This is a genomic window from Streptomyces sp. NPDC001902 (genome assembly GCF_042891295.1).
In the GTDB taxonomy this organism is placed as follows: domain Bacteria; phylum Actinomycetota; class Actinomycetes; order Streptomycetales; family Streptomycetaceae; genus Actinacidiphila.
This window is the reverse complement of record NZ_JBIATA010000018.1, coordinates 152,439-169,269: the sequence shown is the minus strand read 5'-3', so window position 1 is coordinate 169,269 and position 16,831 is coordinate 152,439. Positions and strand designations below refer to the sequence as shown.

Below are 16,831 nucleotides of genomic sequence, written 5' to 3'. Positions count from 1 at the left end.
CATGCCGGACGGTTGTGTCGGGCGTGTTGCGGGGCGGGCGGGTCACCAGTCGGTGAGGCCGCCCTCGACCGCGCGCTTGACGGCCGGCATGTCGGTGACGACGCCGTCGAGGCCGAGGGCCCGTGCCAGCGCGAGGTCGGCCGGGGTGTTCACGGTCCAGGCGATCACCGAGATCCCCGCGCGGTGGCACTCCTGCACCAGTGCCAGGCTGATCCGCCGCAGGCTCAGGCTGACGAGCTTCGCGCCGACCGCCTGCGCCCGGGTGACGATCTCCGCACCCATGGGGCCCTGGGCGACCAGCACGGTGCGCACGTCGGGCAGGCACTCGCGGATCTCGGCGAGCGCCTCGTCGTGGAAGGACAGCACGTCGACACGCTCGACCAGGTCGCGCTCGCGCATCACCTCGGCCAGTACGCGGGCCGCCGCGGCGTCCTTGATCTCGGCCTGGATCGGCTTGGTGACCGCGTCCAGGACCTCCTCGAACACCGGGATCCGCTCACCGGCGCCCGCGTCCAGCTCGCGCAGCTCGTCCAGGGTGAGGTCACCGATCGGCCCGGAGCCGTCCGTGGTGCGGTCGACCTTCACGTCGTGCATGACGATCAGGGCGCCGTCCTTGCTGAGGTGCAGGTCGAGCTCGATCTGGTCCATGTCCTCGCGCTCGGCGCGGACGAAGGAGCGGAGGGTGTTCTCGGGCTCGACGCCCATGACACCGCGATGGCCGACGGTGAGAAAACTCAAGGGGGATCGCTTCCGTGCTGGGTGCTGCGGGTGATCGACGGGACGCTGGCAGCCTAGCGGCCCCTTGCGGCACAGGGCCGAACACGGGATGAACGGCGCGGCAGCCCGCAGGAAGATCCACGGTCCGGGGCCCTTCCGGCGGAAGAATCTCCTCCGCCTCCACTTGAACGGGAGAAGCTGCCGTATATACGGTGGGCCGACAAGAGGTTCTTCAGTGAAGGAGGGGTCATGACGGAAATTCTGTCGCCGGCAGCGGCATCGATGGACAGCGCAGCCACCAGCGAGACCGGTGTGTCCGGCGGCGGCATTGTCCGGCATCCGGCGTGGGCGGTCCTGAAGCAGGCGGTGGAGGAGATCCGTCCCTGGCAGAGCAAGGACGGCTCGGTCGACTTCTCCGCGGAGGGTGCGCCCGGGCGCGCCGCCGTCGAGAGCGCCCTGGACCGGGTGGTCCGCGCCGTCGAGGACCTCTCCCCGCTCGTGCCGCACGACAAGGCCTACCACGAGGCCCTGGTCGTGGACCTGCGCCGCTGGGCCGAGGGCGGCTTCGCGGTGCCGGACTTCCTCGACTCGCTGCTGGCCTTCCACCCCGCGGCCGACCGCCAGGACGGCCTGGAGCACCTCGTGGTGTTCCCGATGTACACGCAGAACGGCAACCCGGACCGCAACCTGGAGGCCGTCGCGCTCCGCGTCGTCTGGCCGCAGTGGCTGTCCGAGCTGGAGCGCACCCGCTACGACAACCCCCTCTTCGTGCCGATCACCTTCGAGGACTTCACCCCCGGGTACGACACGAACTCCGCGGTGCTCTTCCCCGAGACCGTCGCCGTCCGCGAGGCGCCCGAGCGCTTCACCTGGGGCGGCATCTTCTGCGACCGGGAGGCCGCCCGCTTCCGCGCCGTGAGCCGCGCCGCCGTGGACACCCTCGGTCTCGCGCTCCCCGAGGACGCCGAGGAACTGCTGGCGGACCAGGACCTCAGCCAGCAGACCTTCACGCTGTGGGACATGATCCACGACCGCACGCACAGCCACGGCGACCTGCCCTTCGACCCCTTCATGATCAAGCAGCGGCAGCCGTTCTGGATGTACGGCCTGGAGGAGCTGCGCTGCGACCTCACGACCTTCAAGGAGGCCGTGAAGCTGGAGGCCGAGGGCCACGGCATGGGCCGCTACGTCCAGTACGCGATCCTCTTCGACCGCCTCTTCCGCTTCCCGGTCACCGGCGACCGCGTCCGCAACTACGACGGCCTCGGCGGCCAGCTGCTCTTCGCGTACCTGCACAAGCACGACGCCGTACGCTGGACGGATAACAAGCTCCACATCGACTGGCAGCGCGCCCCGCAGGTGACCAACCAGCTGTGCGCCGAGATCGAGAAGCTCTACCGGGACGGCATCGACCGCCCCAAGCTCGTGCACTGGTTCGCCGCCTACGACCTCGTCGCCGGCTACCTCTCGCCGCACCCCGGTTCGGTCTGGGCCAAGGGCCCGGAGGCCCTGGACCTCGACCAGCCGCCGCGGAAGCTCGTGGACGACGTGCTGCCGGACGAATTTCCGCTCAGCATGTTCTACGAGGCCCTGGCCAAGAAGCTGCGTGATGTGATCGCCTCGACCAAGGGCATCACGGCCCGCGGCACGGGTCAGGTGGCCGCGTGACCGATCCAGGCGAGGAGGCGGCGGAGATGACGGAAGCCAACGAGGCGGCCAGGGGACCCCTGGCCGGAGCCGTGATCGCGGTGGCAGGGGCCGGCGGCCCCGCCGGACGCGCGACCCTGCAGCGGCTCGCCCGTGCCGGTGCCTGGGTCATCGCCGCGGACGCCAACCCGGAGCGGCTCGCCGAGGCCGTGGACCTGGCCCGCTTCGACGCGGGCGGCGCCGGGATCACCGGGGACATCGTCGACCTGCTCGACCTGGACGCCACCCGCGAGTGGGCGGGCCGGATCGAGAAGGAGCACGGCCGGATCGACGGCATGGTCCACTTGGTCGGCGGCTGGCGCGGCTCGGCCTCCTTCCAGGAGACCGACCTCGCGGACTGGGACTTTCTGGAGAAGCTCCTCATCCGCACCGTCCAGAACACCTCGCTCGCCTTCCACGACGGGCTGCTCTCCAGCCCCTTCGGGCGCTACGTCCTGATCAGCGCCGCCGGGGCCTCCCAGCCCACCGCCGGCAACGCCGCGTACGCCGCGGCCAAGGCCGCCGCCGAGGCGTGGACGCTGGCGATGGGCGACTCCTTCCGCAAGCTCGCGGGGGCACAGGGCCCGACCGCCGCGGCCACCGTGCTGGTGATCAAGGCGCTGGTGCACGAGCAGATGCGCAAGGAGCGCCCGAACGCCAAGTTCGCGGGCTTCACCGATGTGACCGACCTGGCCGACGCCATCGCCGATGTGTGGACCCGGCCCGCCGAGGAAGTGAACGGAACCCGCCAGTGGCTGACACCCCGCCCGTGACCGCACCGTCGACCGACGCGGTCCGGCACCACGACCCCGAGGTCCGGGGCTTCGCCAGCGACAACTACGCGGGCGTCCACCCCGAGGTGCTGGCGGCGATCGCCCTCGCCAACGGCGGCCACCAGGTCGCCTACGGCGAGGACGACTACACCGCCCACCTGCAGGAGGTCTTCCGCGGCCACTTCGGCCCGCGGGCCGAGGCCTTCCCGGTCTTCAACGGCACCGGCGCCAACGTCGTGGCCCTGCAGGCGCTGACCGAGCGCTGGGGCGCGGTCGTCTGCGCCGCCTCCGCCCACATCAACGTGGACGAGGGCGGCGCCCCGGAACGGATGGGCGGCCTGAAGCTGCTCACCGTGCCCACCCCGGACGGCAAGCTCACCCCCGAGCTGATCGACCGGGAGGCCTGGGGCTTCGACGACGAGCACCGCGCGCAGCCGCAGGTCGTCTCGATCACGCAGTCCACCGAACTGGGCACCTGCTACACGCCCGAGGAGATCCGCGCGATCTGCGACCACGCCCACGAACGGGGCCTCGCCGTCCACCTCGACGGTTCGCGGATCGCCAACGCCGCGGCCACCCTCGGGGTGCCGCTGCGGGAGTTCACCACCGACGCGGGCGTGGACGTCCTCTCCTTCGGCGGCACCAAGAACGGGCTGCTGCTGGGCGAGTGCGTCGTGGTGCTGAACCCGGAGCGGGTGCGGGCGATGAAGCACCTGCGGAAGCTGTCCATGCAGCTCGCCTCCAAGATGCGCTTCGTCTCGGTGCAGTTCGAGGCGCTGCTCGCCGGTGACCTGTGGCTGCGCAGCGCCGGTCACGCCAACGCGATGGCCCGGCGCCTGGAGTCGGCCGTCCGCGCCGTCGAGGGCGTCACCGTCGTCCGCCCCGTCCAGGCCAACGCGGTCTTCGCGCGGCTGCCGCGTGAGGTCAGCGAACGGCTGCAGAAGCGCTACCGCTTCTACTTCTGGGACGAGTCGACCGGTGAGGTCCGCTGGATGTGCTCGTTCGACACCACCGAGGAGGACGTGGATTCCTTCGCGGCGGCGCTGGCCGAGGAAATGGCCGCCCATTCCGCCTGAATCCGGAAAGCCGGAGGGGCGTACGGGATTTCCCGTACGCCCCTCCGTGCGTTCTTTCCACGCCCCTCGTGGGGGCGGCGGATCACGAATTGACGCAGACGTTGCCGAGCGCGGGGTTGAGCAGCCCGATGGCGTTGATGGTGTTGCCGCACAGGTTGATCGGCACGCTGACCGGGATCTGGATGACGTTGCCGCTGGCGACACCGGGCGAGCCGACGGCGGCGGCCTGGGCCGAGGCACCGCCGTGGTCGTGGCCGCGACCGTGGCCGGTCGCGCCGGCGGCGCCTGCGGCACCCATCACGGTGGCGCCGGCGACGGCGGTCAGGGCCGCGGCCTTCGCGATGCGCATCATTCGTTCTCCTTGTGGACGATCGCTCTGTGGACCCTGATCAACGACCCCTGATGGCACCGGATGTGGGAATCCACCCGTTCGGGCCTTGCGTCAGCCGGGCGAACGTCAACGACTCGTACGGGGAGGTGGTCCCGGTCTCGTAGAGCAGACCGACCGTGCCGTCGGCGAGTTCGACGAGGTCGGAGTAGGCCGCGGGACGCTCGCTGACGGGGGGTTCGGACGTCCACGAGGCGCCCTGGTCCCCGCTGACCCGGAGGGTCATCCTGCGGCGTTTCCCGGGGTCGGCCGGGCCCGAGTACAGCAGCGCCCCGTCCCGGGTGTGCAGGACGCTGCCCTGCACCTCGGGGCCTTCCAGGGCGCCCTGCGGCCGGAAGATGCCGTCGATGCTGAGCCCGCCGTCGGAGCTGTAGGCGTCGGCGCGGGTGGGAGCGGAGAACCCGCGGTCGTCACGGCTGTTGACGTAGACCCGGCCGCCGGGGAGTTCGGCCATCGTGCTCTCGTTGAGGTTCAGCCAGTCGCCGGGGAGCGCCTGGACGAAGCCGATGTGCCAGTCCTGGCCGCCGTTGTCGCTGTAGAGCGCGTGGGCGCCGTGCACGGTCACGCCGGCCAGGACGGACGTGTGGTTGGCGGGCACCAGCAGACGTCCGGCGTGCGGGCCGCTCCTCAGGGCGATGGCGTGCCCCGGACCCGTCGCGTACCAGCGCCAGTTGGCGGGTTTGACCTCGGAGGTGATGTCGCGGGGCGGGGACCAGGTCAGGCCGCCCGAGTCGCTGTGCAGTTCGTAGACGAGCCGTTCCGGGCCGGTGTCGCGGCAGATCAGCAGCACGACGCGCCCGGTGCGGGGATCCACCACCGGGGCGGGATTGCCGAAGGTCTCGGTACCGGCGTCGGCGATCGTCCGGAGCGGCTCCCAGGTGCAGCCGCCGTCGTAGGAGCGCCGGAGCACGACGTCGATGTCGCCGTCGTCCGCCCCCGAGTTGCGGCGCCCCTCGGCGAAGGCGAGGACGGTGGTCCCGCCGATGCGTACGACCGCCGGGATGCGGAAGGTGTGGTAGCCCTGCGTCCCGGACCGGAAGGGCACCGACGTCGCGCAGGGGGCCGGGAGCGGTGTGGCCGCCCCGCCCGCGGACGCCTGCCACCCGGCGGCCCCGGTGAGCAGCAGGGCGAGGCCGGCCAGCGTGCGTCTGCCCCTGGCGGCGGCGAGTGTCATCGGGCGGTTCCTCCGGGCGGCGTGCGGTCGGCCAGCGGCGCCACATTCTCACCGGTCGTCCTGGGTCGCCGTATGACACTCCGTTCGACGTCTTTCCGGTAGTTCAATATGAGGAATTAGGCCGAAACGGCGGCGGATATGCTTGACGGTTTACCGGGTCCCGTCCTTGTCTGTGTCAGAGGTATCGACCAATGAACTTGCCCGGATCCTTTCGGGGCGCTGGTCGAAAAGCCCGCGTGGAGCGATAGTTGTGCACCTGTCGTCCATGCCCATGACAGGGGGACACCCGCCATGACCCGACCGACCCCACGTCGTACGGTGCTGGCCGCCGCCATCGCGGCGGCAGCCGCGGCGACGACCGCCCCGCGGGCCTTCGCCGCGTCCGGCGCGGACGACTGCGACCTGGCCGACGACGTGGTGGGCAGGCCGGGCGCCCACGACGGCGACGCGGCCGCCGTGGAGTACCGGGCCTGGACGCGATGGGCCGACTGGTACCGCGGACGGGGCTCCGGCACCGGTGTCGTACCCGGTCCCCGCCCCGGCGTGGCGATCCTGCGGCCCACCGGCACGATGGAGTACACCGACCCGCACACCCGGATCACCGCCACGTGGGAGACCGCCACCTGGACCTCCCCCGAGCACACCCCGCGGCACCCGGCGACCGAGATCGTCGCCTCCTGGAACGCCCGTACGCCACCCGGCACCTGGATCCAGGTCGAGCTGGGCGCCACGTACACCGACGGCAGCCGGTCCCCCTGGTACGTGATGGGCCGCTGGGCCTCCGGCGACGCCGACATCAAGCGCACCTCCGTCGACGACCAGAGCGACGGCAGGAGCAGCGTCTGGACCGACACCCTCTCCGTCGACGACCCCGCCTCGGGCCTGCGGCTCGCCTCGTACCGCCTGCGGCTCACCCTGCTGCGCACCCCCGGCTCCCGGGTCACCCCCACCGTCTGGCGGCTCGGCGCCATGGCCTCCGACGTCCCGGACCGCTTCACGGTGCCGGCGTCCGTGCCGGGCGTGGGAAGGGGGGTCGAACTGCCCGTGCCGCGCTACTCGCAGGAGATCCACAAGGGTCAGTACCCGCAGTACGACAACGGTGGCGAGGCCTGGTGCAGCCCGACGGGCTCCCAGATGGTCATCGAGTACTGGGGCCGCGAGCCGGCCGCCGCCGACCTGGCCTGGGTCGACCCCTCCTACGCGGACCCCCAGGTCTGCCACGCCGCCCGCTACACCTACGACAGCCAGTACGAGGGCTGCGGCAACTGGCCGTTCAACGCGGCCTACGCGGCCACGTACCACGACATGGTCGCCGTCATCACCCGGCTGCGCGGCCTGAACGACATCGAACTGCTGATCAGGGCCGGCATCCCGGTGATAACGTCCCAGTCCTTCCTCGCCTCCGAACTCGACGGCGCGGGGTACGGGACCTCCGGGCACCTGATGTGCGTCATCGGCTTCACCGCCGACGGCGACGTCATCGCCAACGATCCCGCGAGCCCCGACGACGCCTCGGTGCGCCGCGTCTACAAGCGGTCGCAGTTCGAGACCATCTGGCTCAGGACCAAGCGCTACACCGCCGACGGGCAGCTGCGCAGCGGCACGGGCGGTGTCTGCTACCTCTACTGGCCCCTGCGGCCCTCGGGCCGCCAGGCCCGGGCCCTGCAGCGGATCGGGGTGTTCTAGGCCCCGGCGGCCCGGCGGCCGGGGTCAGCCGCCCGAGGGTACGGGAGCGAGCGGGCGCAGCGAGAAGCTGATGCTCGGGACGGGCAGCAGGCTCGGCAGGTAGGTCGGGTGGATCGGGTAGGTCGGGCGGTACGAGGGGAAGGCCGTCCGCCAGTCCTGGGCCGGCTGGTAGCCGGTCGCTCCGGGTAGGCCCGGGCCGCATTCCAGGCTGCCGTTGACGACGTGACAGGGCGTCCCACCGGGCGGCGGCGTCGTGCCGTCGCCGCCGCCGGCGATCGCCACGACGATCCCGACGAGGGCGGCGGCGCCGACCGTCACGAGCCCGACGCGGGTCTGGTGCTTCCTCTGCTGCTCCGCGTCGGGGTCCACCACGGTCGTGAACCGCCATCCCTGGAAGGACGGCTCCTTCGCGTCGCCCGGTCCCTCCGCCAGCCACGGATGCGCCGGATCGGGCGGTCCCGAGCGGTCGGGGTCCACGTCCAGGAGTGTGAGGTGGAGGCGCAACCGGTCAAGTTGGGGCGGCTCGGAGAGCGCCTCCGTGACGAGCACGCGCAGCCCGTCGTCGGCCAGGCCGTCGCACACCAGGCGGGTGCTCCCGCCCCACAGGGGGACCCAGGCGGCCCGCCCCTCCCGAAGCAAGGTGTGGCCCACCAGCGCGTGCAGCGACTGCGCCAGCTCCTCGCCGGTGCCGTCGACTCCCGGGCCAGCGCGCCCGGTCCGTCGTCGGCGAGCAGGCGCAGCACGGTGTCCAGCCCCGGGAGCCGCTCGCCGGTCGCGCGCGACGCGGCACGCAGGAGGTCCCAGGCACGCGTGCCCGCAACGCGGTTGGCGGAGAGCTTGATCCAGCGCTCCCACGGGACGGTCGTCCGGCTGTGGGCCAGCGGACCGCGCAGTTCCCCGAGCACACGTCCCACGTCTCCGGGGAGCAGCCGGAGCGCGCCGCTCCCGTCGTCCTCCCCGGGCGGGACGTCGAGTTCCCGCAGACGGCGCAGCCTGAGACCGAGCGGCGGGTGCGAGTCGCGCCGGTGCGGGCGGACGCGGTCGTCGTCCACCGGTACGCGCCGGACGCCCAGCTCGCCGAGGAGCGAACGGAACGCCAGGTAGGGGTTGTCGGGGTGCATCCCCACCAGGGCGGCCGGATCGAGCCATTCCTGCTGGAACCTCCGCCACGCCACCGCGGTGCCGTGCGTCGCGCGCAGCGCCGACGCCGTCACCTCGCGCCCGGCCAGGCGTGCGGCCGTGCGGTCCGCCTCCAGCTCCTGGCGGCGTCGTACCGCGAAGGTGAGCCACCGGAAGACCAGCGCGTACAGCCGTACGGAGCCGCGCATCACGAGGTGCGGGAGGGAGAACCACCTCGTCCCGGTGTTCCACTGGCCGAGGGTCGTGGCCAGGGCGGCGTCGCACCGGTACGCGACGGCCCCGAAGCGCGTGTGACGGTGGGAGAAGTGGCCGAACTCGTGGGCCAGCACGGCCCTCAGCTCCGCGTGGGTGAGGCTCGCCAGCAGGGGCAGGCCCAGGTGGAGCCGGCGCTGCCCGGACAGCAGGCCCAGCGCGGCCCCGTCCTCGGACACGGACGCGTTGGCGTCCCCGGTCAGCAGCAGCACGTCAGGCGGGCGCGCCCCGACCTGCCAGGCGATGCCGGTGGCCAACTCCCACAGCGCGGGGGCCTCTTCGCGGGACACCGGTACCGCGTCCGCCCGCAGCGGCGGCGCCCTGGTGATCGCGCCCAGCCCCTGGACGATGCTTAGCAGCAGCGGGACGGCGGCCGCCGCGACGATGACACCGCGCATGGCGAGGTCGGCGTGACCGTCCCGGGCCGCGAGCAGGAAGAGGCCGAGCAGACCCAGCACGCCGAGCCCGAGCCCGCCGATCAGCACGACCAGACCCGCCAGCAGCACGATCGCCAACAGCGCCCGTAACGACGCCCACACCGCGCCCATCGGTCACCCCCTCGCGTCCCCCGTGTCCCTCGATGATGCCCGCTCGCGGACGGCGTGGACCACTTGTCCACAGGCCCCTCAGCCGACCGGTACGCGCGCGTAACGGCCCACCACGCACAGGTCGTCGCCGATGCGTGCGGCGGCTTCGAGGAGCGGGGGCAGCAGTTCGGAACGCGACTGCTCCACGGAGCGGCGGCTGGCGTGCATGGAGACGTTGATCGCGGCCACCACCCGGCCGCCGCGGTCGCGGACGGGGACGGCGATGGACCGCAGGCCCTCCTCCAGCTCCTCGCTGACCAGGGCGTGCCCCTCGGCGGCGACCTCGTCGAGGACACGGGCCAGGCGCGGTGCGTCCGTGACGGTGTGCCGGGTCAGCCGTGCGAAGCCGGTGCGCGCGAGGTGTGCCGCGCGGTCCCGGGCGGGCAGCCCCGCCAGCAGGACGCGCCCCATCGCGGTGGCGTAGGCGGGGAAGCGGGTGCCGACCGTGATGTTGACGCTCATGATGCGGACGGTGGGCACGCGCGCCACGTACTGGATGTGCTCGCCGGACAGCACCGCCATCGACGCGGAGTCGTGCACCGCCCCGACCAGTTCGATCAGATGGGGCAGGGCGATCTCGGGGAGCGTCAGCCGCGACAGGTGGGCGCAGCCCAGCTCCAGCACGTGCGGGGTGAGCCGGAAGAGGCGGCCCTCGGAAGCGATGTAGCCCAGGTGCTCCAGGGTGATGAGGGAGCGCCGCGCGGTGGCGCGGGCCAGCCCGGTGGCCTCGGCGACGGCGGTGAGGGGGAGTTCGGCCCGGCCCCCGCCGAAGGCGGTGAGCACGGCGAGCCCGCGGGCCAGGGACTCCACGAACTCCGGCCCGAGCTCCTGCTTGGAGGCCCGCGTCCAGGCGGCGGGCGAGGGCGACGCGTCGGTGGGGGAGGGGGCGGGGGCGTCGGCGGGCCGTGAGAGGGCGTCCTCCATGGCCGCGACCGTCTCCCGCAGCCGGGGCAGCACGGCCTCGCGCAGCGACTCGGCGCTGTGCCTGCTGGTGTGGCTGACCACGCTCACCGCGCACACCGGCTGCCCGGCGCTGTCCCGTACGGGCACGGCGACGGCGATCAGTCCCGGTTCGATCAGCTGGTCGTCTGCCGACCAGCCGTGGGTGCGCGCGGCGGCGACCCGCTCCGGGAAGGAGGCGGCGGCGTCACCGTGTCCGCGGGGCAGTGCGGGGAAGCCGGTGTCCAGCGGGTCCGCCGCGCGGCGGTGGCGCCACCGTTCCCATCCGGCGTCGTCCCAGTCGCCCGCGAAGAGCGCCCCGGGGGCGCCGCGCTCGGCCGGCAGCTGGTCGCCGATGCGGAAGGTCAGGGACATCGCGCGGCGCCGGGTCGCCTGGTGGACGAAGCGGACCCCGTCGCCGTCCGGCACGGCGATGGACACGGACTCGTCCAGGCCGTCGGCCAGGGCGTCGGCGAGCGGTCCCAGCAGGTCGGGGAAGCGGCTGGCGGCGAGGTAGGCGTTGCCTAGTTCCATCAGCCGGGGGGCGAGGACGGCTTCGCGGCCCTCGACCCGCAGGTAACCGGTGCGGACGAGCGTGCTGACCACCCGGTCCACCGTGGACCGCGCCAGGCCGGTGGCCCGCACGAGGTCGCCGACCGAGCGCCGGCCGTCGGCCGCGGCCAGCTCGCGCAGCACCGCCAGTCCCCGGACGAGGGGGCCGACGGCCTCCTGCGGCGGGGGCGCGGTCGCGGTGGTCAGCGGTGTCATCAGCACTCCAGCGTGGCGAAACGTCGTCGAAACCGTACCGCCCCGGAACGTTGACAGAGCGGGCGCCCGAGGATCACACTCGGGCACAAGCAATTGTGAACTTAAGTTCACTGGACGAACAAGAAGGTGGGCGCAGGATGGACAAGGTGGTCGCCTCGGCCGCTGAGGCCGTAGCGGACGTCCAGGACGGCGCGTCGCTGGCGGTCGGCGGCTTCGGCCTGAGCGGCGTGCCGAACACGCTGGTCCAGGCCCTCTACGAAGCCGGGGTCAGCGGTCTCGCCGTCGTCTCCAACAACTGCGGCGCCCTCGACTCGGGCCTCGCGGTCCTGCTCGCCGCGCGCCGCATCGCCCGTGTCACCGGCAGCTACATCGGGGCCAACAAGGAGTTCGCCCGCCAGTACCTGGCCGGCGAACTGGAGCTCGAACTGATCCCGCAGGGCACCCTGGCCGAGCGCCTGCGCGCCGGCGGCTGCGGCATCCCCGCCTTCTACACCCCGGCCGGCGTCGGCACCCAGGTCGCCGAGGGCGGCCTGCCCTGGCGCTACGACGGGGACGGAGGCGTGGCACTGGCCTCCGAGCCGAAGGAGGTGCGCGCGTTCGACGGCGTCGAGTACGTCCTGGAGCGCGGCATCACCACCGACTTCGCGCTCGTCCGCGCCGCCAAGGGCGACCGCCACGGCAACCTGGTCTTCAACAAGGCCTCCCGCAACTTCAACCCGCTCGCCGCGATGGCCGGCCGGATCACCGTCGCCGAGGTCGAGGAACTCGTCGAGCCCGGCGCGATCGACCCCGACCAGGTGCACCTGCCCGGCATCTTCGTCCAGCGCGTGGTGGCGCTCACCCCGGAGCAGGCCGCCGACAAGAAGATCGAATTCCGTACGGTCACGGCCAGGGAGGTGCGGGCCTGATGGCCTGGACACGCGACGAGATGGCCGCCCGCGCGGCCCGGGAACTGCGCGACGGCGAGTACGTCAACCTCGGCATCGGCCTGCCGACGCTGATCCCCAACCACCTCCCCGAGGGCGTCGAGGTCATCCTGGAGTCCGAGAACGGCATCCTCGGCACGGGCCCCTTCCCCGACGAGGACGAGGTCGACCCCGACCTGATCAACGCGGGCAAGGAGACCGTCACCGTCCTGCCCGGCGCGGCCTTCTTCGACTCCGCGCTGTCCTTCGGGATGATCCGCGGTGGCCACATCGACACCGCCGTGCTCGGCGCCATGCAGGTCTCCGCCCGCGGCGACCTGGCGAACTGGGCCGTCCCCGGCAAGCTCGTCACCGGCATCGGCGGCGCGATGGACCTGGTGCACGGCGCCCGGCGGGTCATCGTCACCATGACCCACACCGCCAAGGACGGCAGCCCCAAGATCCTCCAGGAATGCGCGCTGCCGCTCACCGGCCGGGCCTGCGTGGACCGGATCATCACCGACCTGGGCGTCCTCGACGTCACCGACGGGGGACTCGTCCTCGTGGAGACCGCCCCCGGCGTCACCACGCAGGAGATCCTGGACAAGACCGCGGCCCCGGTGCACGTCGCCCTCGCCGCAGAAGGGAGCGTCCGATGAGCGGGCAGCTGCGTGAGGTGTACGTCGTCGACGCGGTCCGTACCCCGGTCGGCAAGTACGGCGGCGCCCTGTCAGGAGTGCGTCCCGACGACCTCGCGGCGCACGTCGTGGCCTCGCTGGTGGCCCGTACGCCCGAGCTCGACCCGGCCCGGATCGACGACGTCTTCTTCGGTGACGCCAACGCGGCGGGCGAGGACAACCGCAACGTCGCCAGGATGGCCGCACTGCTCGCCGGGCTGCCCGTCACCGTGCCCGGCACCACGGTCAACCGGCTCTGCGGCTCCGGCATGGAGGCCGTGATCCAGGCCGCCCGCGCCGTGGCCGTCGGCGACGTCTCCGTCGCCATCGCCGGCGGTGTGGAGTCCATGAGCCGGGCCCCCTGGGTGCTGCCCAAGCCCGAACGCGCCTTCCCCGCGGGCCACCAGGAGCTGTACTCCACCACCCTCGGCTGGCGCATGGTCAACCCGAGGATGGACCCGCGGTGGACCATCCCGCTCGGCGAGAGCGCGGAGCTGATCGCCGACCGGCACGGCATCACCAGGGAACAGCAGGACGCCTTCGCCGTCGCCAGCCACGAGAAGGCGGCCCGCGCCTGGAAGGACGGCCTGTACGAGGCCGAGGTCGTCCCGGTCGACGGCGTGGACCTGCCGCGCGACGAGACGATCCGCGACACCACCTCCATGGAGGCGCTCGCCCGCCTCAAGCCCGCCTTCCGCAAGGACGGCGGCACCGTCACCGCGGGCAACTCCTCGCCCCTCAACGACGGGGCGGCCGCGCTGCTCGTCGTCGACGAGGAGGGCCTGAAGGCCACCGGACGCGAGCCGCTCGCGCGCATCCGCGCCTCGGCCGTCACCGGCATCGAGCCCGACTACTTCGGCCTCGCCCCCGTCGAGGCCGTCCGCAAGGCGCTGGCCAAGGCCGGCAAGGGCTTCGGCGACCTCAGCACCGTCGAGCTCAACGAGGCCTTCGCCTCGCAGGTGCTCGGCTGCCTCGCCGGATGGCCCGAGCTCGACCCCTCGATCGTCAACCCGCGCGGCGGCGCCATCGCCGTCGGCCACCCGCTCGGCGCCTCCGGCGCCCGCATCGCCGGCGCCGTCGCCCACCAGCTCGCGGCCGCGGGTTCGGGCACCGGCCTCGCCGCCCTGTGCATCGGCGTCGGGCAGGGTCTCGCCCTCGTCCTGGAAAGGTAGGAGCCCTCCGCATGAGCAGCCCCCTCACCCAGGGCGAGATCTCCGCCGAGATCGCCGACGAGCGCGCGGCCTACGCCAAGCGACGTGCCGACGGCGGCGCCGCCGAGGACCACCCCGACCGCGGCTACGCCCCCTACCGGAGCAGCGTCCTGCGCCATCCCAAGCGCCCGTTGGTGGCGGCGGGGCCGGCCGCCGGCGACCCCGAGGCCGTGGAGCTCTCGGGCCCGGTCTTCGGCGTCACCGACGTCACCGCCCTCGACCACGACCTGACGCGGCAGCACCAGGCCGAGCCGCTGGGCGAGCGCATCAAGGTCACCGGGCGCGTCCTGGACCGCGCGGGCCGGCCCGTGCGCGGCCAGCTCGTCGAGATCTGGCAGGCCAACGCCTCCGGTCGCTACGCGCACCAGCGGGACGACCATCCCGCCCCGCTGGACCCGAACTTCACGGGTGTCGGCCGCACCCTGACCGGGGACGACGGCACCTACGAGTTCGTCACCATCAAGCCCGGCGCCTACCCCTGGCGCAACCACCTGGGTGCCTGGCGCCCGGCCCACATCCACTTCTCGCTCTTCGGCCCGGCGTTCACCCAGCGCCTGGTCACCCAGATGTACTTCCCCGGGGACCCGCTCTTCGCCTACGACCCGATCCTGCAGTCCGTCACCGACGACTCGGCCCGGCAGCGGCTGGTCGCGACGTACGACCACGACCTGTCCACCCCCGAATGGTCGCTCGGCTACCGCTGGGACATCGTCCTGGACGGCCCGGCCGCCACCTGGATCGAGGAGGGTCGATGAGCGGCGAGGCACCCGGCCCCACGCCCTCGCAGACCGTGGGCCCCTTCTACGGCTACGCGCTGCCGTTCCCCCAGGGCGGCGACCTCGCCCCCGCCGGGCACCCGGACACCGTCACCGTCCACGGCTGGGTCTACGACGGCGCGGGGCAGCCCGTCCCCGACGCGCTCATCGAGGTCTGGCAGCCCGCCCCCGACGGCTCCCGGCACGGCGCCCCCGGTTCGCTGCGCCGCGACCAGGTCACCGGGGCGGTCCTCGGGCGCGACGGACTGGTCTTCACCGGCTTCGGGCGCGTCGCCACCGACGCGGACGGACACTACGTGATCCGCACGTTCCCGCCCGGCGGCGTCCCGTACCTGTCGCTGATCGTCTTCGCCCGCGGTCTCCTCCACCACCTGCACACCCGGGTCTACCTCCGCGACGCCGAGGGGGACCCGCTGCTCGGCTCCCTGGAGCCGCAGCGGCGTGCCACCCTGGTCGCCACTCCGGAGGGCGGGCGCGTCCACCGCTTCGACGTGCGGCTCCAGTACGACGGAGTGCATGAGGAGACGGTCTTCCTTGCCTTCGACTGACCCCGCCGCGGACGTCGGCCTGCTCTCCCCGGTCCGGGCCGGGTCGGCCGCCGAGGAGGCGACCGGGGACGCGGCCTTCGTACGGGGCATGCTCGACGCGGAGGCCGCACTGACCCGGGCGCAGGCCGCGCTGGGTCTCGCGCCGGTGTCCGCGGCGGCCGCGGTGACCGCCGCCGCGGCCGAGCCCGGCCGGTTCGACCCGCGCGACCTCGCGCTGCGCGCCCGGGCCGGCGGCAACCCGGTGATCCCGCTGGTCGCCGACCTGACCGAGGCGGTGGGGGAGCGGGACGCGGACGCCGCCCCCTATGTGCACCGCGGCGCCACCAGCCAGGACATCCTGGACACCGCGGCGATGCTCGTCGTGTCCCGCGCGCTGGGCCTCGTCCTGGACGACCTCGCCGCCGCGGCCGGGGCGTTCCGACGGCTCGCCACGGAGCACCGCGACACCCCGATGCCGGGACGCACGCTGACGCAGCACGCCGTCCCCACCACCTTCGGACTCAAGGCGGCCGGCTGGCGCTCCCTGGTCCTGGACGCGTACGACCGGCTGACCGCCGTCCGTGGCGACCTGCCCGTGCAACTCGGCGGTGCCGCCGGCACGCTCGCCGCCTTCGGCGCCTTCGCCGAGGCGGACGGCACCGCCCCCGGCGTGAACGCCGCCGCCGCTCCGCGGCTCCTCGCCGCCTACGCCGCCGAGACCGGGCTGGCGGAACCCGTTCTCCCCTGGCACACCCTGCGGACGCCCATCGCCGACCTCGCGGGGGCACTCGCCTTCGCGGCGGGCGCGCTGGGCAAGATCGCCGCCGACGTACTGGTGCTGTCGCGCACCGAGGTCGGCGAGGTCACCGAGGGCGCCGGCGGCGGTTCCTCGGCCATGCCCCACAAGGCCAACCCCGTCCGCGCCACGCTCATCGCCGCCACGGCCCGCCAGGTGCCGGCGCTCGCCGCCGTGCTGTACGGCTCCCTGGCCGCGGAGGACGAACGCCCGGCCGGCGCCTGGCACGCCGAATGGCAGCCCCTGCGCGAGGTGTTGCGCCTCGTCGGCGGCGCCGCCCGGGACGCCGCCGGACTCGCCGCGGGCCTGCGCGTCCACCCGCACCGCATGCGCGAGACCCTCGGCACGACGGGCGGTCTGGTGGTCACCGAACGTCTCGCCGCGGCCCTGACCGCTCTCATGGGCCGCGGCGAGGCCAAGTCCGCCCTCGCACGGGCCTCCAGACGCGTCGCCGAGGAGGGGATCGCCCTCGACGACGCCCTGGCGCAGGACCCGGCCCTCGGCGGCCTCCTCCCCGAGGGGCGCCTCCGGGAGCTCACCGACCCCACCCGCTACACGGGGTCGGCCGGCGCGCTCGTCGACCGCGCCCTGCGCCGCCCCGGCCCCGCGGGGACGTCCTCGTGACCGCCCCCGCCCCCGCCCCCTTCCGCGACCCGGGCCGATCGGGGTACGCCATGTCCGGGGGACTTCGGCCCCGGGCGGGCGCCCGCCCGGCCGCCGGGCCCTGAAAGGGCGCCGTGACACCGCCGTACG

At 73.4% G+C, this 16,831-nt stretch carries 16 protein-coding genes; 10 read left to right on the top strand and 6 right to left on the bottom strand.

The window, feature by feature from the left end:
• Positions 1-42: 42 nt before the first annotated feature.
• Positions 43-738 (bottom strand): glycerophosphodiester phosphodiesterase, encoded by a 696-nt coding sequence (locus ACFYYN_RS27225; RefSeq protein ID WP_500547862.1) that lies wholly within the window; start codon positions 736-738, stop codon positions 43-45.
• Positions 739-966: 228 nt separating this feature from the next.
• On the opposite strand from ACFYYN_RS27225, the gene ACFYYN_RS27220 reads away from it, so the two are divergent.
• Genes ACFYYN_RS27220 through ACFYYN_RS27210 form a run of 3 tightly spaced genes read left to right on the top strand, consistent with a single transcriptional unit; the run spans position 967 to position 4,252 of the window.
• On the top strand, positions 967-2,385 hold the full coding sequence (locus ACFYYN_RS27220) for a DUF6421 family protein (protein ID WP_500323320.1): 1,419 nt from the start codon (positions 967-969) through the stop codon (positions 2,383-2,385).
• A gap of 26 nt (positions 2,386-2,411) precedes the next feature.
• Complete coding sequence (locus ACFYYN_RS27215; RefSeq protein ID WP_500547878.1) at positions 2,412-3,176, top strand: SDR family oxidoreductase; 765 nt, start codon at positions 2,412-2,414, stop codon at positions 3,174-3,176.
• Positions 3,155-4,252 (top strand): threonine aldolase family protein, encoded by a 1,098-nt coding sequence (locus tag ACFYYN_RS27210; protein WP_500547861.1) that lies wholly within the window; start codon positions 3,155-3,157, stop codon positions 4,250-4,252. The genes ACFYYN_RS27215 and ACFYYN_RS27210 overlap by 22 nt, the downstream gene beginning before the upstream one ends.
• A gap of 82 nt (positions 4,253-4,334) precedes the next feature.
• On the opposite strand, the gene ACFYYN_RS27205 is transcribed toward ACFYYN_RS27210, so the two are convergent.
• Positions 4,335-4,604 carry a chaplin gene (locus tag ACFYYN_RS27205; protein WP_500547860.1) on the bottom strand — a complete coding sequence of 90 codons (270 nt, stop codon included), beginning with the start codon at positions 4,602-4,604 and terminating at the stop codon, positions 4,335-4,337.
• A 37-nt stretch (positions 4,605-4,641) separates the two neighbouring features.
• A complete protein-coding gene (locus ACFYYN_RS27200; protein WP_500547859.1) occupies positions 4,642-5,814 on the bottom strand; it encodes a sialidase family protein in 1,173 nt (390 codons plus the stop codon).
• Positions 5,815-6,105: 291 nt separating this feature from the next.
• On the opposite strand from ACFYYN_RS27200, the gene ACFYYN_RS27195 reads away from it, so the two are divergent.
• Positions 6,106-7,500 carry a C39 family peptidase gene (locus ACFYYN_RS27195; RefSeq protein WP_500547858.1) on the top strand — a complete coding sequence of 465 codons (1,395 nt, stop codon included), beginning with the start codon at positions 6,106-6,108 and terminating at the stop codon, positions 7,498-7,500.
• A gap of 24 nt (positions 7,501-7,524) precedes the next feature.
• On the opposite strand, the gene ACFYYN_RS27190 is transcribed toward ACFYYN_RS27195, so the two are convergent.
• From ACFYYN_RS27190 to ACFYYN_RS27180, 3 genes are all read right to left on the bottom strand, one after another.
• On the bottom strand, positions 7,525-7,872 hold the full coding sequence (locus ACFYYN_RS27190) for a hypothetical protein (RefSeq protein WP_500547857.1): 348 nt from the start codon (positions 7,870-7,872) through the stop codon (positions 7,525-7,527).
• The gene (locus ACFYYN_RS27185) at positions 7,815-9,440 is read right to left on the bottom strand and encodes a M48 family metallopeptidase (protein ID WP_500547856.1); all 1,626 of its coding nucleotides are present in this window, start codon (positions 9,438-9,440) and stop codon (positions 7,815-7,817) included. The genes ACFYYN_RS27190 and ACFYYN_RS27185 overlap by 58 nt, the downstream gene beginning before the upstream one ends.
• A 78-nt stretch (positions 9,441-9,518) precedes the next feature.
• On the bottom strand, positions 9,519-11,186 hold the full coding sequence (locus ACFYYN_RS27180) for an IclR family transcriptional regulator domain-containing protein (protein ID WP_500547855.1): 1,668 nt from the start codon (positions 11,184-11,186) through the stop codon (positions 9,519-9,521).
• 137 nt (positions 11,187-11,323) lie between these two features.
• Here ACFYYN_RS27180 and ACFYYN_RS27175 point away from each other — a divergent pair, with 137 nt between their 5' ends.
• Genes ACFYYN_RS27175 through pcaB form a run of 6 tightly spaced genes read left to right on the top strand, consistent with a single transcriptional unit; the run spans position 11,324 to position 16,702 of the window.
• Entirely contained in the window at positions 11,324-12,094 is a 771-nt protein-coding gene (locus ACFYYN_RS27175; RefSeq protein ID WP_500356706.1) for a CoA transferase subunit A, read from the top strand.
• The gene (locus ACFYYN_RS27170) at positions 12,094-12,750 is read left to right on the top strand and encodes a CoA transferase subunit B (protein WP_500547854.1); all 657 of its coding nucleotides are present in this window, start codon (positions 12,094-12,096) and stop codon (positions 12,748-12,750) included. Before ACFYYN_RS27175 ends, ACFYYN_RS27170 begins: the two co-directional genes overlap by 1 nt.
• Positions 12,747-13,940, top strand: coding sequence for a thiolase family protein (locus tag ACFYYN_RS27165; RefSeq protein WP_500323335.1), 1,194 nt, complete (start codon positions 12,747-12,749; stop codon positions 13,938-13,940). The genes ACFYYN_RS27170 and ACFYYN_RS27165 overlap by 4 nt, the downstream gene beginning before the upstream one ends.
• A gap of 11 nt (positions 13,941-13,951) precedes the next feature.
• Positions 13,952-14,734 (top strand): protocatechuate 3,4-dioxygenase subunit beta, encoded by a 783-nt coding sequence (gene pcaH / locus ACFYYN_RS27160; RefSeq protein ID WP_500547853.1) that lies wholly within the window; start codon positions 13,952-13,954, stop codon positions 14,732-14,734.
• Positions 14,731-15,303: a protocatechuate 3,4-dioxygenase subunit alpha gene (pcaG, locus tag ACFYYN_RS27155; protein ID WP_500547852.1), complete on the top strand. Its 573-nt coding sequence runs from the start codon at positions 14,731-14,733 to the stop codon at positions 15,301-15,303. The genes pcaH and pcaG overlap by 4 nt, the downstream gene beginning before the upstream one ends.
• Positions 15,272-16,702 carry a 3-carboxy-cis,cis-muconate cycloisomerase gene (pcaB, locus tag ACFYYN_RS27150; RefSeq protein ID WP_500547851.1) on the top strand — a complete coding sequence of 477 codons (1,431 nt, stop codon included), beginning with the start codon at positions 15,272-15,274 and terminating at the stop codon, positions 16,700-16,702. The genes pcaG and pcaB overlap by 32 nt, the downstream gene beginning before the upstream one ends.
• Positions 16,703-16,831 lie beyond the last annotated feature (129 nt).